We start from the raw sequence: 22,296 nt of genomic DNA on the forward strand, positions 1-22,296 counted from the left end.
CATGAGCGCGTACGGACCCCGGCCGTCTGTCGTGTGCCGTCTGCCGTTGGCATCCGGTCCGGACCCCGGATCCCCGGAGCAGTGACCGAGCCCGGCGAAGCCGCGGCAGCCGCTCAGTACACCGGCTTGTCCGGCTCGATCTGATTGACCCAGCCGATGACTCCGCCGCCCACGTGCACCGCGTCCGAGAAGCCCGCGTCCTTCAGCACCGCGAGGACTTCCGCCGACCGGACACCCGTCTTGCAATGCAAGACGATCTTCTTGTCCTGCGGCAGGTCCTGGAGCGCGCTCCCCATCAGGAAGTCGTTCTTCGGGACGAGCTTCGCGCCCGGGATCGAGACGATCTCGTACTCGTTGGGCTCGCGCACGTCGATGACTTCGATCGACTCGCCGTCGTCCATCCACTCCTTGAGCTGCTTGGGAGTGATGGTCGACCCGGCCGCGGCCTCCTGCGCCTCGTCGGAGACGACGCCGCAGAACGCCTCGTAGTCGATCAGCTCGGTCACCGTCGCGTTCTCGCCGCAGACGGCGCAGTCCGGGTCCTTGCGGACCTTGACCTGGCGGTAGCTCATCTCCAGGGCGTCGTAGATCATCAGGCGGCCGAGCAGCGGCTCGCCGATGCCGGCGATCACCTTGATCGCCTCGTTGACCTGGATCGAGCCGACCGAGGCGCACAGCACGCCCAGTACGCCGCCTTCGGCGCAGCTCGGCACCATGCCGGGCGGCGGGGGCTCCGGGTACAGGCAGCGGTAGCAGGGGCCGTGCTCGCTCCAGAAGACGGACGCCTGGCCGTCGAAGCGGTAGATCGAGCCCCACACGTACGGCTTGTTCAGCAGCACGCAGGCGTCGTTGACGAGATAGCGGGTGGCGAAGTTGTCCGTCCCGTCGATGACCAGGTCGTACGGGGCGAAGATGTCCATCACGTTCGAGGAGTCGAGACGCTCCTCGTGGATGTTCACCGTGGTGTGCGGGTTGATCCCCAGCACCGTGTCCTTGGCGGACTCGGCCTTGGGACGCCCGATGTCCGACTGGCTGTGGATGATCTGGCGCTGCAAGTTCGACTCGTCGACCTCGTCGAACTCCACGATGCCCAGCGTGCCCACGCCCGCGGCGGCGAGGTACATCAGGGCGGGCGACCCGAGGCCGCCCGCACCGACGCAGAGCACCTTGGCGTTCTTCAGCCGCTTCTGCCCGTCCATCCCGACGTCGGGGATGATCAGGTGGCGTGAGTACCTGCGGACCTCGTCGACGGTGAGCTCGGGAGCCGGCTCGACCAGGGGTGGCAGCGACACGGGGACTCCGTTGGTCGGTGGAACGTACGGTTGTTCTCCCGTAACACTGCCACGCACGGTCTCATTCCGAGACACCCGGTCCGAGGCGCGAGACGAGCTCGTCCCAGTAGCCGGGCAGCGCCTCCCAGGGGTTGCGTCCCTCCCTGTCCGTCCTGTCGGTGAACCAGACGGTGCCCGCTCCCTGCCAGCGTGCGATGCGCAACGCCTCCTCGATGTGCATGCGCGGAACGCCGTGCACCAGGTGGCAGAAGCGCTCCGGCGGATGGTCCGCCGTCCAGCCGGCCGCCTGCGACCAGCGGTAGTCGGTCCAGCTGCCGGAGAAGGTGACCAACTGGTCCGCGAGGTCCGCGTATCCGGGATGCGGATGCGTGCCGTGCTCGGAGACGAGGGCGGGACGCAGCCCTGCCGTCCCGGTACCTGCCGGGACGCCGCCCGGCTCCGCGACCCGTGGGCACGGTCCGCCGGGGCCGCGGTGACGACCGTGACCGGCGGGCCCTCCCTGACGCCCGGCGGTGTGCCGGTGCTGGTAGCGGCGCTGCTGCGCGCACAGGGCCCGCAGGGTCGTCACCGTCCGCGCCGTCTCCGCGAGTTGCGCCCGCCCGGAAGGGCAGTCCGCGAGATAGAAGCCGTCCACCCCGTACCAGTCGAGGAACCGGTGCGCGTCCGACACCAGCTCGCCGAACGACCGTGTGCCGTCCCGCATCGCGAGATGACCCAGCACGGTCACGCCGGCCTCGCGCAGCGTGGCCGCCGCCGCCACGCAGTACGAGTCCGGCCTGGCGCCCGGGCCGCCCGCCACGTCCAGCACCGTCCAGTGCAGCGGCAGTCCCGGCTGTGCCAGCACCGCCCACTCGACGGGCGCCAGCATCGGATGCGCCCAGCCGGGGACGCCGAACCTCGTCCCTCCCGTCTGCCCGGCCGGTGCGCTCAACGCACCGCCGGTATCGATCAGATGCGGCATGCGGCCTCCATCCAGATGTCGGCCAGGGACTCCTCCAGGCCGATGCGGGGACGCCACCCGAGCCGGTCGCGCGCGGTGCGTACGTCCGCCTGCTGCCAGCTGCCGCAGCCGTCGGGGTAGGGGTACGACGCCGCACCCGCGGAAGCCGGTGCGGGAACCGCGGAGGAGGCGGACAGGGCGGACGGTGCGGGGACGGAGGAGGCAGCGGACGCGGAAGAAGCGGGGGAAGCAGAGGAAGCGGAGGAGGCCGTGGCGAGGGCGGACGCGGCGGAGACCGGCTGCTGCCCGCCGCCGGGCTCCAGTTCGTGCAGGGAGCCTCCGAAGCCCGCGACGCGTGCGAGCACGCCGGCCGCCTCGCGCAGCCGCACCGCCCTGCCCGTGCCGATGTTGACGACGCCCTGCGCCGCCGACAGCGACGCCGCGTGCACGGCCCGCGCGATGTCCCGTACGTCGACGAAGTCCCGCTGCACGCCGAGCCCGCCGAGCTTCAGCTCGCTGTCGCCCTGCTGCATCGCCCGGCGCATGCCCTCCGCCAGCCGCCCCAGCGGCGAACCGGCGGGAGTGCCCGGGCCCGTGGGCGAGAAGACGCGCAGCACCACGGCGTCCAGGCCCGACGCGAGCACCAGCTCGGTCGCGGCGAGCTTGCTCACGCCGTACGGCCCCCCGGGACGCGGCACGGCGGACTCCCCGATCGACGAACCCGACGTGGAGGGCCCGTACTCCGCGGCACAGCCGAGGTGCACCAGCCGGGCGCCGCAGCTGCTGCGGCGCAGCGACTCGCAGACGGTGGCGGTGGAGACGGTGTTGTGGCGGGTCAGTTCGCGTGCGCCGCCCCGGGTGGCGCCCGCGCAGTTGATGACCACGCCGGGGTGCACCGCGTCCAGGAAGCGGGTGAGCGCACCCGGACTGCCCGTGGACAGGTCGAAGCGGACGTCGGCGTCGTCGTTGCGTCCGAGGGCCGTCAGCTGTACGGCGGGATCGGCCAGGAGCCGGTCGGCGACGAAGCGGCCGAGGTAGCCCCCGGCACCGAGCAGGAGCACCCTCATGGCAGGTCCTCCTGTCCGGACATGCGGTACGGCGGCCGTGCAGTGATCATTTCGTGTTGCTCCTTGTCGTTCTGCGGGGTCGTTGTGCGGGGTCGTTGTGCCGTTCGCGCGGCGGCCCTCGGCGGGCTGCGTGCGCGGGTCGGTCGTATGCGGGGGGGTGTGGGGGCCGTGGGGCGGGGCCGGGCGAGGAGGACGGGTCGTACGGATCCGTCGTCCGGTGCCGGCGTTCCGGGAGCCGGTGTCCTGTGTCCCTGCGTCCTGTCTGCCTGTGTGTCCGCGGGCCACTGCCGGTGCCGGTCCCGGTGGCTGTCCGCCGGTCCCGGTGCGCCTGCCGTACGGGGCGGCACCGGCGGGGGTCAGAGCCCCGGGCCGGGTGGGCCCTCGCAGCGCTCGCAGGGTTCGCGGCATTCGCCGCGCCCGCCGGGCCCTCCGCGTCCGCCGCTTCCGTCGCGTACGCGAAGTCCCGCTCCGCAAGGGGGTTTCGCCTTGACCGCGGCCTCACGCGGACGATGCGCGGACGCCCTGCCGAGCAGCCGGTACGCGCACGCCAGCAGGACCAGCGCCACGCACCCACAGGCCACGGCGGACGCCCGTGCGACGGCCGGGCCTGCGGCGACGGCGGACACCGCGGACGCGGCGGCCGCCTGGAGCGCACACGCGGCCACGAGCCCCGCCGCCGCGGTCCCGCCGAAGCCGTGCACCGCCAGCAGCAGCGCAGCGAACAGCAGGAGTCCGAGCGCCACGGTCCCCGGCATCGACTCGGCGGGCACCACACCACCGGGGCCCACACCACCGGGACCGGCACCACCGGGCCCCGCGCCCCCGAACCATCCGCCCCCGTCCCGTTCGCCGCCCCCGCCATGTGCACCGGCGAGCGCCGCGATCCCGTGCACAGCGGTACGGAGCCCGGCCAGCACGCCCGTGAACATCAGCGCGGCAGCCGTCAGCAGCGACCTCGTACCGGCCGCGAACTCGCCCAGACTGCGGCTGCGTTCGAGCCCGCGCCGCGTCCGTACGGCGAACCAGCGGGCACACCACACGGCCGGTACGAGCGCGCACGCGAGGCCGATCCCGGTCTCCGTCCCGGATCTGACGGCTCCGGCACCCTGCCCCGGACCCGTACCTGCCGACGCGAAGACGGCCACGGCCGCGGCGGCGAGCACCCCCGGCAGCACGGCCGGAAGCGCAAGCAGCACACGCGGACGCGTACGCGCATGCCCCGAACCGGCCGAGGCCGTCCGTACGGTCGCGACCGCCGGGTCCGCCGACGCCGCGGGGCCAGCCGAGGCCCCGTACTCCGCCGCACAGGACCCTGCGGCCGGACCGGACGTGCCGGGCCTGCCGGGCGGACCGGGCGCCCCCTGCTCCGCCCGCGGTACGCGTGCGAACAGCTCCTCGGCGAGGGAGAAGACGTCCCGGTGCCGGAAGCGGGCCGCGACCCGGTCGGTGATCCCGTCCGCCTCCAGGGCGGCCGCGATCTCCAGCGGATCGACTGCGTACGCGCACAGCTCGCGGTGGCGGTGCATCAACTCCCGTACGGGATCGGCCGGTCGGGCCCCGGACGGTGCGTGCCCGCTCGCCGGCTTCGTACGGGCGGGCCCCGGCACGGACCCGTCGGACGACTCCGCTGGTGCCTTGGGGCGGGCGTCCCGGACGTCGGCGGGTGCGGCCGGCACCGCCCGCATCGGCTGCGCCCTCTGCGCCGGTGTGCGGGGACGGCGGGGACGGCCCGCCGGTGCCCGCAGCGCAGCGGCACGTGACGTGGCACCGGTCGCGGTACGGGACGCGATGCCTGCTCCGTCGGCGGCCGTACCGCCGGGCGCGGTCACGGAGTCGGCGACCGCGTCGGTGACCGAGTCGGAGACCGTGTCGGTGACTGAGTTGGTGACCGAGTTCGCGACTGAGTTCGCGACGGGCTCCGGGACGGACTCCGTGACCGCCGCTCCCCCGATGCGAGGTCTGTGACCACTCATCTGCCCTCAACCTCCCGGTGTTCGCGTCCGGCGTGCACCGCGGCGAGCACCGCCGCCCGTACCGGCGAGACCGCGAGCGTGACCGGCGGCGCGGGCACGGGGGCAGTGGCCGCGCAGGCGTCCGCCTGTCCCGCGCCCGCGCCGCCCGTGCCGCACGCACCGCCCGCCCCACCGCTCACGCCGAGGCTCGCCCCGCCCCCTCCGCTTCGGTCTCCGGCCCAGCGCCCCGGCACATGCGACTCCGCCGGTCTCGCGAAGGGCAGCGGCAGCGGCTCCTCCTCGCCGGCCGCGGGCGCCGCTTCGCCCGCGGCGACGGGCCAGCGGGACATCAGCTCCAGATAGATCGCACGGAAGGCCGCGACGTTCTGCTCGACCGTGAAGAGTTCGAGCGCGCGGGCGCGCGCCGCCGCCCCGAGACGCTCCCGCCGCTCCGGATCGCGCAGCAGCGCGAGGCAACTGTCCGCCAGCGCACGCGGGTTGCGCGCCGGCACGACGAGCCCCGTGCCGCCGATCACCTCGCAGACGGCGCCCACGTCCGTGGAGACGGTGGCCCGCCCGCTGAACATGGCTTCGACGAGCGTCACCGGGAACCCCTCGACCGAGCTGGAGGACACCACCACGCACCCCGCCCCGTAGGCGTCGGCGTGCGCCGGCACGGAGGGGCCGCCCACCTCCTCGAAGGACACCGGGTTCTCACCGACGGCGACGGAGTCGGCGGCCTCGTCCGGGAAGAGCTGCGCCGCCAGCGCCCGGCACCGCGTCTCGTACTCCCGAGCCTCCGGCCCGCGCCCGGACTCGGTGGTTGCGACGATGCGCAGCCGCGCACCCGGAACCGCCCGGCGGACCTCGGCGAAGGCGTGCAGCAGTCCGATCAGGTCCTTGGACGGCTCGACGCGGCCCGCCCACACCAGCGTCGAGCACTCCTCGTCCGCACCGGCGCCCGCCCGCTCGCCCAGCTCCGCGAAGGGCGCGGCGTCCATGCCCGGGTAGACGGTGCGCAGCTTCCCGCGCGGTGCGCCGCAGCGCTCCTGCCACCGGCGCGCGTGGGTGTTCCCCGGCGTGATCAGCTGGGCGCAGGAGTACGCCTCGTGCGCCAACTGCCGCTGGAACGAGGCGAGAAGCGCCCTTACGGGTGCTCCCGCGGCCGCAGGCGGTACGGCGGCCTCCGGGGCGACCGCGTCGGCGGCACTGGCGAGATAGTGCTCCCGCACGCGCACCCCGTACTCGGTGATCAGCAGGGGCGTACCGAAGAATCGCTTCGCCAGCAGGCCGGGAAGCGCCGCGACACCGCCGCCGACGGCGTGGCACAGGTCGACGTCCGCGAGGCCGCCGCACTCCTCGTCCGCTCCCCGTTCGCCGTACGTCTCGCCCCCGCCGTACCAGTCGAGCGAGAGCGGCCGCAGGGCGCGCTCCAGCCGCCCGGCCACGGCGAGCAGGTCCGCGACCTGTGCGGAGCGCACCGCGCGGAGAGCGCCGGGTGCGCGGCAGGCGGACTGGAGGATGCGGACGGCCGATTCGGAGCGGAGCAGCGCGCCCAGACCGCCGCCGCAGTCGCGCGCCAGCTCGGCGAGGCCGTAGAGACCGGCGGCGAAACGGTCCGCCGACGGGGCGTCCGCGGGCGACGGGCCCGCGGACCGCGCGTCCGCCAGCCGCGGGTCCATGAGCCGCGTCCCTGCGAACTCCCAGACCTCATCGGCCCGTTCGTCCCCGCGGTCCGCCTCTTCTCGCTGCCCGCCACCGCAGACGGCCGCAGCCAGTTCGCCGAAGACCTCGTCGAAGCGGCGCTTCTCCCGCCGCCCGTAGACGCCCGCAGAACCCGCCCGCGTCTCGCCCCGGCCACGGCCCGCTCCGCGGCCACGGCCACGGCCGGCACCGCGGCCCGCGGCGGCGTCCCACAGCGGCGCCGTCCTCACCAGGCTTACGTTGTCCGGCAGTTCGCACCACATGCCGCTCGCCTGACGTGCGCTGCGGCTCAGCGCGTACACCTCGAACTCGTGCCCGCCGAGACCCCGCAGCAGCCGGTCGCACCAGACGACCGACTCACCGCGCGCATACGGGTACCCACCCTCCGTAAGCAATGCGATGCGCATGGACGCACCACCCCCGACCGGTTCTCCGAGTGGGCCATCGACCGTCCGGGCCGATGGCGTGACGCGGAAGACGCTATGCGCGCGTTTCGCACACGGTGGACGGTTGTCCGTCGCGCCACCAAAAGGGGTGAATGCCCGTGACTTATCGCCGAGTTGGACGTTTCGCTGCGTCAGCCGGGCGGAACCGGCCCCTCAGAGGGGCTCGGCGGGCTCCCTAACCCTTGGGATACGGCCAGGGGTTGGGGCGGCACTTCGCGTCGCCCGTCTTCAGCGACTTCGTCTGCTGCATCATCACCGGAGCGAGCGCGCCGTCCTTCTCACAGCCAACATGGCCGCGCCCGAGCCTGTGCCCCACCTCGTGGTTGATGAGCATCTGCCGATAGGCGAACACCCGGTCGTCGCCGAAGGTCTTCGAACCCTGCGCCCACCTGTAGGCGTTGATCATCACGCGGTCGGTGGACGCGGAGTCGCAGGAGACGTGCTGCTCGCTGGTGTCCAGCCCGGACTTCGCACACCACTCGTCCGTGGTGGGCGAACTCGCCAGCGTGATGACGAAGTCGGCCTTCCCCTTCGAGACCCGCTCGAAGCTGCGCTCGCCGCCGTGCGCCCAACTGCGCCTGTCGTTCAGCGTCTTCTGCACGGCCTCCGCGAACAGGCCGGAGTCCAGCGGCAGTCCCTTCTCGACGTCCACGCGGTAGTGCATGACCTGGCTGCCGCCGGCGCCCTCGTCCTTGCCGGGCACGGCCTTGAAGTCACCCTTGCCCTTGAAGTCCGCGTCCAGGGAGTAGGTCTTGCTCAGCTTCTCCGTGTACGAGGGAGCCGCGCTCAGCGCCGAGCTCCGCTCCTTCTGCGACCGGGACGCCGGCCCCTTCGCCGACGTGCCGCGATCGGCGCCACCTCCGTCGTCCGCGGAGTCGTCGGCGTGCGTGCCGCCGTTGGTGACCTGTGTGGCCACGACGAACGCGATCACGGTGGTGACCGCCACCGCCAGCACACCCGTGAGGGCACGGCCCCTGTAGCCTCCGCCCTTCTCCGTACGCGGCATCTGCGCGGGCACGCGGGGCGGCGCGGACCCGGCGTCCGGGCCGCCGGAGTCCGGACGGCCGGAGTCCGAGGCGCCTCCGCCCTGCCGCGGCGGACCGGACTCCGCGGAGGCCGCACGCGGGAAGGCGACGGGGTCCTCGTAGCCGTTCCACGGTCCGGCCGTACCGGGCCTGCGCCCTGCGGCGCGGCGCACGGGAGCCGGACCGGGGTCGGGCAGCGGGCGGCCCGGAAGCGGCGGCGGGGAGGCGGACGCAGGCCCGCGGTCCGGATGCCGCGGCGACGGAGCCCGCGGTGGGCGGCCGGACTTGCCGGCGAGGCCCTTGCCGAAGACGTCGTCGTCGAACGCGTCGATGTACTCCTGCCGCGGCCCGGACCCGGAGGACGGCCGGCCCGTGCCGAACGCACCGCCGGGCGTGCCCTGGAGCACCCGCCCGACCACGTCGCCGCCGGGACCGCTGCCGTGGGAGGGTCCGGGTCCGCGGCCCTGTCCGTCCGCGCCCCAGCCGCCGCCCGGTTCGCGGTGCTCGGGGTGGCCGCCGCGCACGGCGGGACCCCGGCCGTACCCGTTGGGGTGCCCCTCGCGGGAGGAGCGGGGGGCGGGCCCGTCCGCGGAGCCGTCACGCGGATCGGGCGGCCCGAAGCCGGACCCGGGAGCCGCATGTGGAGATGTCGCCTGCGACGGCGCCGCCGCACCGGGTTCCGCGGTGTCGTACGAAGGCGGAAGGTCGCCGTGCGGTGCCGTGCCCTCCGGCGGATGACCGGCCTTTGCGCGCCCCTTGCGGCTATGGCGTCCCACTAGTCACCTTCCGGAGGTACGGGCCTCGGAGGCGAAGCGTCGCCGACCCCGGCGTCACCCGTCAACCGAGCCGTGTCCACAAGCAGTTCACGGAATGCGCACGCGACGATCTCCGGGTACTCCATCATCGCCACGTGCCCTGCCTCGGGCAGTGCCAGCACGCGGTTGTCACGGAACGCCGCGGCGGCGCGCCGTGCCATCCGGAAACTCACGAGCTGGTCCCGCCCGCCGTACACCAGCAGCGTCGGTGCGAGCACGCGCTCCGCCTGCCGCCACAACGAATGCTGACCGCCCAGAGTGTAGGCGTCGACGATGCCGCGCGCTGAACGTGCCAGCGAATCCCAGAAGTACGGGAGGCGGAGCCTTCGTTCGAACTCGGCGACCGCCGCCGCGAAACCCCCTGGCGAGACCCGCCCCGGATCGCCGTAGCACAGCGCCAGCACCTCGCGGGTGCGCCGCTCGGCCGACCAGTCCTTCGTCAGCCTCCCGAAGAGGCCGGCGACGCCGGGCACGGCGAGCAGCGCCGTCGGCAGCGCGGCCCGCTGCGGCGGCAGTTCGGGCAGCGCGGGCGAGACCAGCGTCAGGGTGCGCACGAGATCGGGCCGCAGCGCCGCGGCCCGCGTGGCCACCGCCCCGCCGAGGGAGTTCCCGACAAGATGCACGGGGGCCCGGCCGGAGGCGCCGATGTGGCGCAGCACCGCACGCGCGTGCGCGGAGACCGAGTAGTCGCCGTCGTCGGGCGGCGGGGAGAGGCCGAAGCCCGGCAGGTCCACGGCCTCGCTGTCGACGTCGCCGGCCAGCTCCAGCATCAGGGCGGACCAGTTGAGCGAGGAGCCGCCGAGCCCGTGCACGTAGACGGCGGGCGGCAGCCCCGCACGCGCCGGGGGCCGGGAGCGTACGTTCAGCGTCAGACCGGAGAGGGAGACCGTACGCAGTTCCTCTCCCCTGTGGACCGGCGGATCGCCCGCGGGCGGCACAGCCTGAGCCGCCTGCGACGCCGCCTGAGCCACCTGGGACGCCGCGGCAGGACCCGGTGCCCCGGACTGCACACCGGGTTGATCGGTCGACGACATGGCGCAATATTACGAGACGATCACGTGGCCCCACCGGTGTTCATGGTCACACCCTCGCCCTGCCCGCGTCGTAGCCTCGAATAGGAGGCGTCCTTCCTGGAAAGGGGAGCGAGCATGTCTGTTGATCCGACCGACCCCGAGGACTTCGAGGACACCTACGAGGAGGAGCCCGACGAGGAGGCGACCGGATTCGAAGCTCCGCATGAGGACGCCGCCGAACAGCACGCCGATCTGCTCCGCCAGCGGGAGATGCCGATCACCGGCCGAGAGGACATGGAGGTCGATCCCGCGGACGCGGCCGAGCAGGCACGCGTGGTCGAACTGAACGAGGATGAGTACCGATAAAGCGCCCGTTGCCACAGCCCCGGGCTGAAATATTCGGCCCACGGCAGGCACAGTCCGGTTACTGAAAAGTACGATGGCGGGGCGCAGCGCGCACAGCGCACACAGACTGATCAGGGAGGCGGCGTGACAGCCATCGAGCAAACCGAGGCGCGCCCTCGCGGTACGCGCCTGCCGCGCCGGGCCCGACGCAACCAACTGCTGGGGGCAGCACAGGAGGTGTTCGTCGCGCAGGGGTACCACGCGGCGGCCATGGACGACATCGCCGACCGGGCGGGCGTCAGCAAGCCGGTGCTCTACCAGCACTTCCCAGGGAAGCTCGACCTCTATCTGGCACTGCTCGACCAGCACTGCGAATCCCTTCTCGAAGCGGTGCGGGCGGCGCTGGCGTCCACCACGGACAACAAGCAGCGGGTCGCGGCGACCATGGACGCCTACTTCGCGTACGTCGAGGACGAGGGCGGCGCCTTCCGGCTCGTCTTCGAGTCCGACCTCACCAACGAGCCCGCGGTGCGCGACCGCGTGGACAGGGTGAGCCTGGAGTGCGCGGAAGCCGTCAGCGAGGTGATCGCCGAGGACACGAAGCTCTCGCGCGACCAGTCGATGCTGCTCGCCGTGGGCCTGTGCGGGATGGCACAGATCACCGCGCGCTACTGGCTCGGCTCGGGCCGCCCCATTCCCAGGGACACCGCCGCGAAGCTGATCTCCTCGCTGTCGTGGCGGGGCATCGCCGGCTTCCCCATGCAGTGACGCCCCGCCGCCCCGCCGAGGCGGGCACGGCACGGTGCGTACGAAGTCCCCGCCCGCTCCGGGCGGGGACTTCGCCCTTGTCCGCGATTCCTGTTCGCTGCGGGCGTTCGGAGCCGGGCCCCGGGGCGGGCGGCCGTCGGGCTAATGTGTGCTCCGTACAGCGCGGCTGACCGCGTAATCAACTGACCGTTCGGAGGGACATAGCCGTGGAGGTCAAGATCGGCGTGCAGCACGCGCCCCGCGAGATCGTCTTCGAGAGCAAGCAGTCTCCCGAGGAAGTCGAGAAGGCGGTGACGGCCGCACTGGCCGACAGTGGCTCGAAGCCACTCGCCCTCGAGGACGAGCACGGTCGCAAGGTCCTGGTTCCGGCGGACCGCCTCGCATACGTCGAGATCGGCGAACACAGCGGCCGCAAGGTGGGTTTCGGCACCATCTGAGGGCCCGCGCGACGGATACGTCGGGCATTGCGGCGGCTTCCCGAATCTTTCGGGGAGCCGCCGTTTCGCGTACGTGGCGCGCGGGGAGTACGGGAGCGACTCGAACTGCACGGCCGGCCGACCGGCCGCCGTCCACCCCGAGGAGGTCCCATGATCTGGGAGGCACTCGGCGCCACGGCCCTGGGGTTCGCCATCGCCTATGCCGCCGTACGGCAGCTGCCCGAGCGACTCCCCAGCCGTTCCCTCGTACTCGCCACCGGCCCCGTGGCCGGGCTGCTGGGCGGGCTCATCTGCTACATCGTGCTCGGCGGCGGTCATGTGCTGGTGATCCTCGCGGTCGCCGCGGCCGTGAGTGTGGCGATCCTCTCACTGCTGCTCGGCGAGCACGTGCGCCCGCCGCAGCGCCTCGGCCCCGAGGTGGCGAGCCCTCCGCGGATGTAGCGGTCGCGGCGGCGCCGATTCCGCCGGGGCCGCCTGCGCACCGGGCCGGTCAAGGCCCGCACGTGCGCTTTCGTCCCTCGTTCGAGCGTCGGCCCGGCAGGCTCCTCGACGCCTCGACATCGCGCGACCCCTCGCTCGCGCCCCCGCCCCCGCCCGGACTCCCCCGGCTCAGGCGGCCAGCCCCAGCGCGGCCATGCGCTTGGTGTGCGCCTCCGTGATACGGGAGAACATCCGCCCCACCTCAGCGAGATCGAAGCCGTCGGCCATGCCGCCCACCAGCATCGTCGAGAGCGCGTCGCGGTCCGCGACCACGCGCTGCGCCTGCGACAGGGCCTCCCCCATCAGCCGCCGCGCCCACAGCGCCAGCCTGCCGCCGACCCGCGGATCCGCGTCGATCGCGGCCCGTACCTTCTCCACCGCGAAGCTGGAGTGCCCGCTGTCCTCGAGGACTCCCAGCACCAGGGCACGGGTGTCGGAGTCCAGGCGTACTGCCACCTCGCGGTAGAAGTCCGCGGCGATCGAGTCGCCGACGTACGCCTTGATCAGGCCCTCCAGCCAGTCCGAGGGAGCGGTCTGCCGGTGGAACTCGTCGAGGGCCGCCGCGAAGGGCTGCATGGCCTCGGTCGGCTCGGCGTCGATCACCGACAGCCTGTCCCGCAGCTGCGCGAAGTGCTGGAACTCGGCGGCCGCCATGGCCGCGAGCTGGGCCTTGTCGCCGAGCGTCGGCGCGAGCTTCGCGTCCTCCGCGAGCCGTTCGAAGGCGGCAAGCTCCCCGTAGGCCAGGGCACCCAGCAGGTCCACCGCCGCCGCCCGGTACGTCGGGTCGGCGGACGCCGCAGCCCAGTCCTGGGTGGCGATCCCTGTGTGCACGGCATCGGGGGTCTTCCCATTGGTCTCCATGCCGAGCACGATAGCCCTCGTCAACTCCCCGGTAAGCCCCTGGTTCCGGGCCCGCAAGCCACAGTGAACTCGTACACAACAATCGCCCCGGTACACATGCACGGATCCGGGGTACAGTGATAAAGGTTTCCGCCGCACGGCGGGACGCAAGCACGCAAGACTGCGGATGCCCGGTCGGAGGCCCGATCGGCTCCGACCCGACAGCCCTCCGCGCGTGACGCGTGTTCACCACACGTCTCGTGACATGAGGGACCGCTCGCGTGAAGAGCGCTTGAGCGAGAGCCAGTGGTCCCGCACGGACCGGCGGGCCGGCAGACGCCGCCCCCGCTGATGCGGTACGACCCTCCTCGCCGCCTCCTCGCGCGTCACACAGAAGAGGCCAGAATCCTGACCACCACGACTTTCCGCGAACTCGGAATCCTTTCCGAGACAGCCGAGGCCCTCGAAGCCGTCGGCATCACCACTCCCTTCCCCATCCAGGAGATGACGCTCCCCGTCGCCCTCACAGGCGGCGACGTCATCGGCCAGGCGAAGACCGGCACGGGCAAGACGCTCGGCTTCGGCCTTCCGCTGCTGGAGTCCGTCACCGTTCCCGCCGACGTCGAGTCCGGCAGGGCGGAGCCGGAGATGCTCACCGACTCCCCGCAGGCGCTCGTCGTCGTACCGACGCGTGAGCTGTGCCAGCAGGTCACGAACGATCTGCTGACGGCGGGCAAGGTCCGTAACGTCCGGGTCGTCCCGATCTACGGCGGCCGTGCCTACGAGCCGCAGATCGAGTCCCTCAAGAAGGGCGTCGACGTCGTCGTCGGCACTCCCGGGCGGCTGCTCGACCTGGCGGGCCAGAAGAAGCTGCGCCTGTCGGACGTGCGCTCCCTCGTGCTGGACGAGGCGGACGAGATGCTCGACCTGGGCTTCCTGCCCGACGTCGAGAAGATCATCCAGATGCTGCCGGTGAAGCGGCAGACCATGCTCTTCTCCGCGACGATGCCGGGCCAGGTCATCTCCCTGGCCCGCCGCTACATGGACCGGCCCACGCACATCCGCGCCTCCGAGCCGGACGACGCGGGCCAGACCGTGGCCAACACCACACAGCACGCCTTCCGCGCCCACTCGCTCGACAAGCAGGAGATGGTGGCCCGCATACTGCAGGCCGAGGGCTGCGAACTGGCGATGATCTTCTGCCGTACGAAGCGGACCGCGGCGGACGTCGCGGACCAGCTCGCCCGGCGCGGCTTCGCCGCCGGAGCCGTGCACGGCGACCTCGGGCAGGGCGCCCGCGAGCAGGCGCTGCGCGCCTTCCGCAACGGCAAGGTCAACGTCCTGGTCTGCACGGACGTGGCGGCACGCGGCATCGACGTCGACAACGTCACGCACGTCATCAACTACCAGTCGCCCGAGGACGAGAAGACGTATCTCCACCGCATCGGGCGCACGGGGCGCGCGGGCGCCTACGGTACGGCCGTGACCCTCGTCGACTGGGACGACATCCCCCGCTGGCAGCTGATCAACAAGGCGCTGGAGCTCGGGCTGCCCGACCCGGAGGAGACGTACTCCACCTCCCCGCACCTGTACGAGGCGCTCGGCATCCCCGAGGGCACCAAGGGCGTGCTGCCGCGCGGCGAGCGCACCCGTGCGGGGCTCTCGGCGGAGCAGGTCGAGGACCTGGGCGAGACGGGCCGTGGCCCGGCGCGCGGCCGCGGCGGACGTGGCGGCAACGAGAGCGACGGCGAGTCCGGGACGCGGGAGCGGCGCGCACGTCCGCCGCGGCAGCGTCGGCGCACCCGCAACGGGCAGCCCGTCGGCGACGGCGGCCCGGCCGCGACGGGGACCGATCCGGGAGCCGGCGCCGACGGGGGCGCACCGGTGACTCCGGCCGCGGACGCGAACCAGGACGGCGGGGCCGGTGGGGCCCGCAAGCCGCGCCGCAGGCGCCGTACGCGCGGAGGCGGCAGCGGCAACGGCGCGAAGGCTGCCTCCGGAGCCACCGCTACGGCCACGGCCACGGCGACGGGCCGGCAGCACGACGCGTCGGACGCGGAGGGCGCCCAGCCGCGCCGCCGGCGCCGCACCCGCGGCGGCGGCAACAGCGCCAAGGCGGGACAGCAGCCGCAGGCGAGCCCCGAGAGCTGACGGCGGGCGGGGCCCGCGCCGCCCGCCCGCGCCTCACCGCGCACGGCAGCGCACGGCACCCGCCGCACGGCTGACAACCGAATCATGAGGGCCCGTACAGGCCCGGTGACAGGCCCGGCACCCGCTGAGGGGCGCCGGGCCTCGTCCGTGCGGCGAGCGCCGCCGCCACGCGCCGCTGCCGCCCGCCGCGCATGGCGGTAGCGTCCTCGCATGAGCAAGCCGCCGTTCCTCGGGCTGCCGCCCACGGTCCGCGCCCGCCGACTGCCCACCGCGCGCGGTGAGTTCGCCGTACTCGAGGCGGGCGAGCCCGCCGCGGGCACGGCACTGCTGCTGCCGGGCTTCACCGGCAGCAAGGAGGACTTCCTCGCACTCCTCGCCCCGCTCGCGGGCATGGGCTACCGGACCGTGGCCGTCGACGGCCGGGGGCAGTACGAGACGGGCGGTCCCCGCGAGGAGTCCGCGTACGCACAGCCCGAGCTGGCCCGAGACGTGCTGGCTCTCGCGGCCGCGCTACGGGAGGGCGGGGACGGACGCGACGGCACCGACGGCGACGCTTCCGGGGAACCACCCGTGGACCCCGTGGACCGCGTGCATCTGCTGGGGCACTCGCTGGGCGGCCTCGTCGCGCGAGCCGCCGTACTGCTGGACGCCTCGCCGTTCGCGTCGCTCACCCTCATGAGCAGCGGACCCGCGGCGGTCTCCACGGTGCAGCAGCGCCGTCTGAAGATGCTGCTGGGGGCGCTGGGGGTGATGGAGATGGCCGAGATCTGGCGGGCGATGTGCGAGTTGGACCCGGCCGAGGCGGCCGACGAGGACACGCCGCCGCACGTCGCCGAGTTCCTGCGCAGGCGCTGGATACGGCACGTACCGGAGCAACTCGCCGCCACCGGGAAGCAGTTGCTCGACGAGCCGGACCGGATCGACGCACTCGCGACGGTGCTGCGCGACCGGGCGGAGCCGCTGCCCGTACATGTGATCTCGGGCTCGGTGGACTACGCGTGGCCGGTGCGGCTGCTGGACGAGACGGCCGTACGGCTCGGGGCGGCCCGCACCGTCGTGGCGGATGCCGGGCACTCGCCGAACGCCGAGCGCCCCGAGGAGACGGCCCGCGCGCTCGCGTCCTTCTGGAGCGGCGACCTCCCCGGAAAATGACGGCGTCCCCGGAGATTGAGGGCCTCAGCCGGTGACGGCCTGAGCCGTTGAAGCCTCGGCCGTTGAAAGCCTCAGCCGTTGAAGCCTCAGCGGTCGACGACCTCAGCCCTCCAGGAAGTCCGGGGCCTCAGCTCTCCGGGAATGCGGCGCCGGACGCCGGTCCCGTGACGGGCGAGGCGCCGGAGGCACGGGCCACGATCTCCTCGTACACCCCGGGATCGGTGGTGTGCTCTCCGAGCCCGCAGCTCTTGCGGCTGCCGTGGTAATCGCTGGAGCCGGTGGCGAGCAGCCCCAGATCGCCGGCGATGCCGTGCAGTCGGGCACGGGTCTCCGGCAGGTGGTCCATGTGGTCGGCTTCGACACCGTCGAGGCCCGCGGCGGCCAGATCCGCGATCGCGCTCTCCGGCACGCACTGACCGCGCTTGGCCGCCAGCGGATGCGCGAACACGGCGACGCCTCCCGCTCCCTTGATCAGGCGCAGCGCGTCGAACGGGTCGAGCTCGTGCTTCTCCGCGTACGCCCTTCCGTCGTTGGCGATCCACTCCGCCGTGAAGGCGTCCGAGACGCTGTCGACGACGCCGGCCTCGACCATGGCGGTGGCGATGTGCGGGCGGCCTACGGCGCCGTCGCCCGCGATCTCGGCCACCCGCTCCCAGGTCACGGGGACGCCCAGCTCGCGCAGCCTGCCCACCATGGTGCGGGCCCGCGGTACGCGGTCGTCGCGCACCAGCTCGCGCTCGCGGGCGAGTTCGGGCTCGGACGGGTCGAAGAGGTAGGCCAGCATGTGCAGGCTCACGCCGTCCAGACGGCAGGAGAGCTCGGCGCCGGTCACCAGCGTGAGCCTGGCGGGCAGGGCCGCCGCGGCGTCGTCGTGCCCGGCGACCGTGTCGTGGTCGGTCAGCGCGACGACGTCGAGTCCTGCGGCGGCCGCGCCCCGCACGAGTTCGGCGGGGGTGTCAGTGCCGTCCGAGGCGGTGGAGTGGGTGTGCAGGTCGATGCGCACGAGAAGGGCTCCAGCTGCGGACGGGGGCGTACGGAGACGAGGGTGCCCAGGATAGCCGCGGCCGCCTGGGCTCCCGCCGGGCACCCGCACGCCCGGTTCCGCCCGGGCCGCGCAGACCACACGCCCTCGGCTCCGCCCGGGCTCGCGGAGGGGATCCCGCCCGCGCTCAGGGCGAGATGATGCGCGGCGAGAGCGTGCCGCACGGCAGCAGATCGACTTCGGCGCCGGCGTCCCGCAGGTCGGTGAGCACAAGTTCGTCGTACAGCAGCAGCCCCGACTGCTCGGGCCAGACGATGGCCCACAGCCACAGCCCGCGGGCCTCGCCCGCGAAGACGGCGCGGTCGCTGGCCGAGCCCGTCACGTGCCACAGCGGCGTCGGGCGGCCCGCGGCCAGCACCTTCACCGGCGGCGGCTGGTCCACGCGCATGCCGCGTCCCGGGTCGGGCCCGTCCACGCCCGCGTACCGCGCACCGAGGCCGACGCCCAACTCCTCGGCGACCAGGATGAGTTCGCCCGGACCGCCGAGCGGTCCCGGTCCCGAGCACGCCACGGCCGTCGCGCGTCCGCCGCTGCGGTCGTCGCCCGCGCAGGCCACACCGGAGAAGAGCCACCCGACGGGCAGCGGCCACGGCATCCAGACCGGCACCTTCGTACGGCCGACGGCCACGGCGAGAGCTTCCACGCTGGGGGGAACGACGGGCTGCAACGGGTGCACCGTCCCGTGCAGATCGCACTGCCAGGTATCGGCGAAGAGTCCGGGCGCCCGCACCCGGCCACCGCATTTCGGGCAACTGGGTTCGCCCCTCATGTTGAACAACGGTGCTCCCCGGGGGCTCCCGCGTCAAGGACGATCAGCCCGGTCCGGCCACGGCCCCCGGCCGCCCCGCCGGCCTCCGCTCAGCCCTCCAGCGGGACCGCCTGCCGCAGCGGGTCGCGCAGGTCGGTGCCGTACCGCAGCCAGCGCTCCTGAAGCGCGTCGGCGCCGCGTGCCCGCTTCCACGCCGCCTCGTTCGGCGTCATGGGCAGCAACGGCAGGAACCGCACCGGTTCCAGCGGGGCGTCGAGCTCCAAGTCCTCGACGAGACCGCCCGGTTCGGCCACGAGTACGGATGTGAAGGGGGCGCCCGGCCACAGCGGCTCCCCGACGTCCAGCGAGGCGCCCGGCGCCACGACGACGCCCTCCACCTGCGGCGAGGCGGCGAGCACGGCCAGCGGACGCAGCACCTTGCCGGTCTCCGTGATCCCGGCCCTTACGGACAGCAGGAGTTCGGCACGGGGGCCACGGTCGGGGTCGGCCAGCGCGTCGGCGGGATCCGTCATGGGTGCGGCTGACATCCCGAGCGTGGCGTAGCGCACGACGTCGTCGTCGACGAAGCGCAGCACGTCGATGCGCTCGGTGCCGAGGAACGTCACCGAGGCCCGCGCGTCGGGCTCGCCCAGCGCCGAACGCAGCCGTGCCTCCACCAGTTCCGTCACGTCAGCCATGACGCGAGCATAGATCCGCACGGAATCGCGTGGCCGATCGCGTAAGGACGCGTAAGGACTCGTAAGGGGTGGCCGGTCGCGTAAGGAGGTGGCAAAGAGATGCGCCCATAGGCCCGAACGGACACGGCACCCTCTGACCGGTGTTACCGTTGGCTGCTGGTCAGACATGCGAATCGTCCCCCGCAGGGGACCGGCCGGAGGAGGTGGGACTGACATGGATCCGAGTCGACCGTGCAGTACCAACTGCTCTTCCGTCGCAAGGCCGCGTCCCCACTCCTGAGCGCCCTACTCCCCACGGGTTTCAACGGTGAAACCCCACAGAGGGAAGCTTTTTCCGGGCTGTTCTCCACTCTGCTCCCCGGGACGCATCAAGTCGGAAGAGCGCAGAGCTTCGCTCCACCCCGTCCGACAGCGAACCGATGAACGCCGTCGTGACCGGCACCGAGCGGTACCCGCTTTGCAGACCTCCGGCCGTCGAGCACCGCGCGCACGAACCGTAGGTCCACATTCCGGGCAGCGCTGAGCCGGGCCGCGTCAGGCACCGACAAGGAGCTCAGCATGTCGATGATCCGAGACCTGCGCGCCGCCGTCCGCCCGTCCCTGCGCAAGGGGCGTTCCTCCCACCCGTACGAGAACACCCGCACCCACGCCGCCGGCACCGCCGTGGTCGACTGCGCGGTCTACCGGGACGGGCAGCGCGTCTCCGCCCGCATGACACCCGACGAGGCACTTCAGCGCGTCCGCTCCAGCGGCGGGCGGGAGTTCGTGTGGATCGGTCTGCACGAGCCGACGGAGCGGGAGTTCTCCGGCATCGCCACGGAGTACGGACTGCACCCGCTCGCCGTGGAGGACGCCGTACAGGCACATCAGCGCCCGAAGCTGGAGCGCTACGACGACAGCGTGTTCACCGTCTTCAAGACCATCCACTACGTGGAGCACGCCGAACTGACCTCCACCAGCGAGGTCGTGGAGACCGGCGAAGTGATGTGCTTCACGGGCCAGGACTACATCATCACGGTGCGGCACGGCGGCCAGGGTTCGCTGCGCGCGCTGCGTCACCGCATGGAGGACGACGCCGAACTCCTCGCCAAGGGGCCCTCGGTGGTGCTGCACGCGATCGCCGACCAGACCGTGGACGGCTATCTCGCGGTGGCCGACGCCGTGCAGGACGACATCGACGAGGTGGAGATCGAGGTCTTCTCCGACACCACGGGGGGCAACGCGCGGCGCGGCGGCGACGCCGGGCGCATCTACCAGCTCAAGCGCGAGGTGCTGGAGTTCAAGCGCGCCGTCTCGCCGCTGCTGCGGCCTATGCAGCTGGTGAGCGAGCGGCCGTTGCAGGTGATCGACCCGGAGATCCAGAAGTACTTCCGCGACGTGGCGGACCACCTGACGCGGGTCAACGAGCAGGTGCTGGGCTTCGACGAGCTCCTCAACTCGATCCTCCAGGCCAACCTGGCGCAGGCGACCGTCGCGCAGAACGAGGACATGCGCAAGATCACTTCATGGGCGGCGATCTTCGCCGTGCCGACGATGATCGCGGGCATCTACGGGATGAACTTCAAGTACATGCCCGAACTGGGCTGGAAGTACGGCTATCCCACGGTGATGGCCGTGACGGTGACGATCTGCGTCGCCATCTACCGCGGCTTCAAGCGGAACGGGTGGCTCTGACGGGTTACGCCGTCACCCGTAGTGGACGGGACGCGTCGGCGCGCCACGGCGGCGAACTCGCAGGCGTACGCGGCGAATACCGGGTCACGACCGCGGCGGCGGGCGGTGCACGGCGCCTGTCGCCGCCGGCGTGCCCGCCGTCGCCCGGTAGCCTGCGCACATGACGCTGCTCGATCAGGCCCTCATCGAGGAGGCCACGAAGAAGTCCGGCCTCATCTGGGTGCGCGGCACCGAGGGTCCCTCCCGTGCCCTGTGGCATGTGTGGCACGACGGCGCCGTCTGCCTCGTCGGCGGCGGACCGCTCGAACAGCCCCTGGACGACCTCGGGTTGGCGGACGGGGGCACCGCCACGGTCAGCGTGCGCAGCAAGGACAAGGGCGGTCGTCTGGTGGTCTGGCCCGCCCGCGTCGTCGAGTTGGCGCCGCACGGCGAGCGGTGGGAGACGGCGGTGGGCGAACTGCGCGGCAAGCGGCTCAACGCACCCGACTTCCCCACGGTCGCGGAGCGCTGGGCCCTTGAGTGCCGGGTGCTGCGGCTGGAGCCCGCGGGAGCGCCCGTGCAGAAGCCCGGTGCCATGCCGGACGGTTCGCAGGCGGCGGTGCCGCAGCCGACGCCCGCGACGACCCGGCGGCGCATTCCGGCGGGGCTGCCCAGGCTGCTCTTCCGCAGGCGCCGCCAGCACGGCGCGTAGCGGCCGCGGGAGCGGCATAGCGGTCGCGGGAGCCCGGAGCGGTCGGCACATCGGACCGACCCGAAGCGGGGCCGGGACACGGGACACCGCGGACAGCGGACAGATGACGGCTGACGGCTGACGGCTGACAGATGACGGCTGACGGCTGACGGCTGACGGCTGACGGCTGACAGATGACAGATGACAGATGACAGCCATCGGACGCTGACGTCCCATCACCCGCTGGAATTCCCGGTGTTGAGTCCGTCCCCGCCCCGGCTCAGCCCTTGTCGCCGAAGATCTTCTTCCCGTAGTCGACCACTTGCTGCTTCGCCGGCCGCTGAAGGTCGAACTCCTTGTTCCAGTCGTCGAGTTCGATGGTGCCCGCACCGCCTGCGCGCTGGATGCGCAGCGGATAGGGAGTGCCCAGCAGCGAGACGTCGACGATGCCGCCGCTGCCGCCGCCGCCCTGTACCCGTACGGTCTTGACGCCGCCGACCTCGCCCCGGTCGGCCGTCTCGCGCTTGCCGTTCATCACCAGCAGCCCCTCCAGCAGCACGCGCATGTCGGCGAAGCCGCTGAGCTGCCGGTAAGCGGGGTCTCCCGCGGGCACCTTGACGTACTTGCCGTCGAGCTTGCCCGCCGCCTGCACATCGGACTTGGAGGGCTGCTTCCCGCCCTTCTCCTGCCGCGCCCAGAAGTCCGCGTCGGCCTTCAGGAACAGCTCCTTGCCGATGCGCAGCAGCCAGAACGCCGAACCGCCCTTGGAGGCGACCTTGCCCGTGGCCCCGTCCTTCCTGAGCCGCATGTTCAGGTGGTAGGTGCCGCCCTTGCTGACGACGGTGCCGGAGAGTTTCACGGATCTGGCGCCCTCGGCCGCGGTCCGCGCCTTCTTCTCGATCTTGGACGCGGAGAGCTTGCCGACGCCGTTGGTGCCGGCGTCGGGATCGACCGTCCCGCATGCGGCCAGTACGACGGTGAGTCCCACGCAGACGGCCCCCCTGAAGACCGTGCTTCCTCCTGTGCGGGCGCGTCCA

At 72.8% G+C, this 22,296-nt stretch carries 20 protein-coding genes; 8 read left to right on the forward strand and 12 right to left on the reverse strand.

Annotated features, from left to right (window positions below; translation table 11 throughout):
- Window positions 1-113: 113 nt before the first annotated feature.
- The 7 genes from moeZ to HCC61_RS05120 all read right to left on the reverse strand — a co-directional run bounded on the left by moeZ (window position 114) and on the right by HCC61_RS05120 (window position 10,275).
- Complete coding sequence (gene moeZ, locus HCC61_RS05090; protein ID WP_169134060.1) at window positions 114-1,292, reverse strand: adenylyltransferase/sulfurtransferase MoeZ; 1,179 nt, start codon at window positions 1,290-1,292, stop codon at window positions 114-116.
- Between the two features lie 61 nt (window positions 1,293-1,353).
- Entirely contained in the window at window positions 1,354-2,253 is a 900-nt protein-coding gene (locus tag HCC61_RS05095; protein ID WP_240968491.1) for a spherulation-specific family 4 protein, read from the reverse strand.
- A complete protein-coding gene (locus tag HCC61_RS05100) occupies window positions 2,241-3,299 on the reverse strand; it encodes an NAD-dependent epimerase/dehydratase family protein (RefSeq protein WP_169134061.1) in 1,059 nt (352 codons plus the stop codon). Before HCC61_RS05100 ends, HCC61_RS05095 begins: the two co-directional genes overlap by 13 nt.
- Before the next feature lie 356 nt (window positions 3,300-3,655).
- A complete protein-coding gene (locus HCC61_RS05105) occupies window positions 3,656-5,272 on the reverse strand; it encodes a hypothetical protein (RefSeq protein ID WP_169133883.1) in 1,617 nt (538 codons plus the stop codon).
- Window positions 5,269-7,362 (reverse strand): DUF3492 domain-containing protein, encoded by a 2,094-nt coding sequence (locus HCC61_RS05110; protein WP_169134062.1) that lies wholly within the window; start codon window positions 7,360-7,362, stop codon window positions 5,269-5,271. The genes HCC61_RS05105 and HCC61_RS05110 overlap by 4 nt, the downstream gene beginning before the upstream one ends.
- Before the next feature lie 214 nt (window positions 7,363-7,576).
- Window positions 7,577-9,202, reverse strand: coding sequence for a DUF3152 domain-containing protein (locus tag HCC61_RS31440; RefSeq protein ID WP_346777031.1), 1,626 nt, complete (start codon window positions 9,200-9,202; stop codon window positions 7,577-7,579).
- Window positions 9,202-10,275 (reverse strand): alpha/beta hydrolase, encoded by a 1,074-nt coding sequence (locus HCC61_RS05120; protein WP_169134063.1) that lies wholly within the window; start codon window positions 10,273-10,275, stop codon window positions 9,202-9,204. The genes HCC61_RS31440 and HCC61_RS05120 overlap by 1 nt, the downstream gene beginning before the upstream one ends.
- A gap of 114 nt (window positions 10,276-10,389) precedes the next feature.
- On the opposite strand from HCC61_RS05120, the gene HCC61_RS05125 reads away from it, so the two are divergent.
- The 4 genes from HCC61_RS05125 (at window position 10,390) to HCC61_RS05140 (ending at window position 12,245) form a co-directional block, all read left to right on the forward strand.
- Window positions 10,390-10,620, forward strand: a complete 231-nt coding sequence (locus tag HCC61_RS05125) for a hypothetical protein (RefSeq protein ID WP_169134064.1) — start codon at window positions 10,390-10,392, stop codon at window positions 10,618-10,620.
- Window positions 10,621-10,743: 123 nt separating this feature from the next.
- A complete protein-coding gene (locus HCC61_RS05130) occupies window positions 10,744-11,367 on the forward strand; it encodes a TetR/AcrR family transcriptional regulator (RefSeq protein WP_169134065.1) in 624 nt (207 codons plus the stop codon).
- Between the two features lie 206 nt (window positions 11,368-11,573).
- Window positions 11,574-11,804 carry a DUF3107 domain-containing protein gene (locus HCC61_RS05135; protein WP_169134066.1) on the forward strand — a complete coding sequence of 77 codons (231 nt, stop codon included), beginning with the start codon at window positions 11,574-11,576 and terminating at the stop codon, window positions 11,802-11,804.
- A gap of 150 nt (window positions 11,805-11,954) precedes the next feature.
- The gene (locus HCC61_RS05140) at window positions 11,955-12,245 is read left to right on the forward strand and encodes a hypothetical protein (protein ID WP_169134067.1); all 291 of its coding nucleotides are present in this window, start codon (window positions 11,955-11,957) and stop codon (window positions 12,243-12,245) included.
- 168 nt (window positions 12,246-12,413) lie between these two features.
- Here the strand turns inward: HCC61_RS05140 and HCC61_RS05145 are convergent, their stop codons facing one another.
- Window positions 12,414-13,145, reverse strand: coding sequence for a ferritin-like fold-containing protein (locus tag HCC61_RS05145; RefSeq protein ID WP_169134068.1), 732 nt, complete (start codon window positions 13,143-13,145; stop codon window positions 12,414-12,416).
- Window positions 13,146-13,475: 330 nt separating this feature from the next.
- Between HCC61_RS05145 and HCC61_RS05150 the strand changes: the two genes are divergently transcribed.
- Complete coding sequence (locus HCC61_RS05150) at window positions 13,476-15,275, forward strand: DEAD/DEAH box helicase (protein ID WP_169134520.1); 1,800 nt, start codon at window positions 13,476-13,478, stop codon at window positions 15,273-15,275.
- A 210-nt stretch (window positions 15,276-15,485) separates the two neighbouring features.
- Window positions 15,486-16,427: an alpha/beta fold hydrolase gene (locus HCC61_RS05155; RefSeq protein ID WP_169134069.1), complete on the forward strand. Its 942-nt coding sequence runs from the start codon at window positions 15,486-15,488 to the stop codon at window positions 16,425-16,427.
- A gap of 127 nt (window positions 16,428-16,554) precedes the next feature.
- Here HCC61_RS05155 and HCC61_RS05160 read toward each other — a convergent pair whose 3' ends face one another.
- The 3 genes from HCC61_RS05160 to HCC61_RS05170 all read right to left on the reverse strand — a co-directional run bounded on the left by HCC61_RS05160 (window position 16,555) and on the right by HCC61_RS05170 (window position 18,915).
- A complete protein-coding gene (locus HCC61_RS05160; protein WP_169134070.1) occupies window positions 16,555-17,430 on the reverse strand; it encodes a PHP domain-containing protein in 876 nt (291 codons plus the stop codon).
- A 166-nt stretch (window positions 17,431-17,596) separates the two neighbouring features.
- Window positions 17,597-18,238 carry a DUF6758 family protein gene (locus tag HCC61_RS05165; RefSeq protein WP_169134071.1) on the reverse strand — a complete coding sequence of 214 codons (642 nt, stop codon included), beginning with the start codon at window positions 18,236-18,238 and terminating at the stop codon, window positions 17,597-17,599.
- An 89-nt stretch (window positions 18,239-18,327) separates the two neighbouring features.
- Window positions 18,328-18,915: a suppressor of fused domain protein gene (locus HCC61_RS05170; protein WP_169134072.1), complete on the reverse strand. Its 588-nt coding sequence runs from the start codon at window positions 18,913-18,915 to the stop codon at window positions 18,328-18,330.
- Window positions 18,916-19,473: 558 nt separating this feature from the next.
- Here HCC61_RS05170 and HCC61_RS05175 point away from each other — a divergent pair.
- Both HCC61_RS05175 and HCC61_RS05180 read left to right on the forward strand, forming a co-directional pair.
- Entirely contained in the window at window positions 19,474-20,589 is a 1,116-nt protein-coding gene (locus tag HCC61_RS05175) for a magnesium and cobalt transport protein CorA (RefSeq protein ID WP_169134073.1), read from the forward strand.
- 160 nt (window positions 20,590-20,749) lie between these two features.
- The gene (locus HCC61_RS05180; RefSeq protein ID WP_169134074.1) at window positions 20,750-21,280 is read left to right on the forward strand and encodes a hypothetical protein; all 531 of its coding nucleotides are present in this window, start codon (window positions 20,750-20,752) and stop codon (window positions 21,278-21,280) included.
- A 259-nt stretch (window positions 21,281-21,539) separates the two neighbouring features.
- Here HCC61_RS05180 and HCC61_RS05185 read toward each other — a convergent pair whose 3' ends face one another.
- Window positions 21,540-22,247: a hypothetical protein gene (locus HCC61_RS05185; protein WP_346777032.1), complete on the reverse strand. Its 708-nt coding sequence runs from the start codon at window positions 22,245-22,247 to the stop codon at window positions 21,540-21,542.
- Window positions 22,248-22,296: the final 49 nt, after the last annotated feature.

Source organism: Streptomyces sp. HNM0575, assembly GCF_012726265.1.
Lineage (GTDB): Bacteria > Actinomycetota > Actinomycetes > Streptomycetales > Streptomycetaceae > Streptomyces.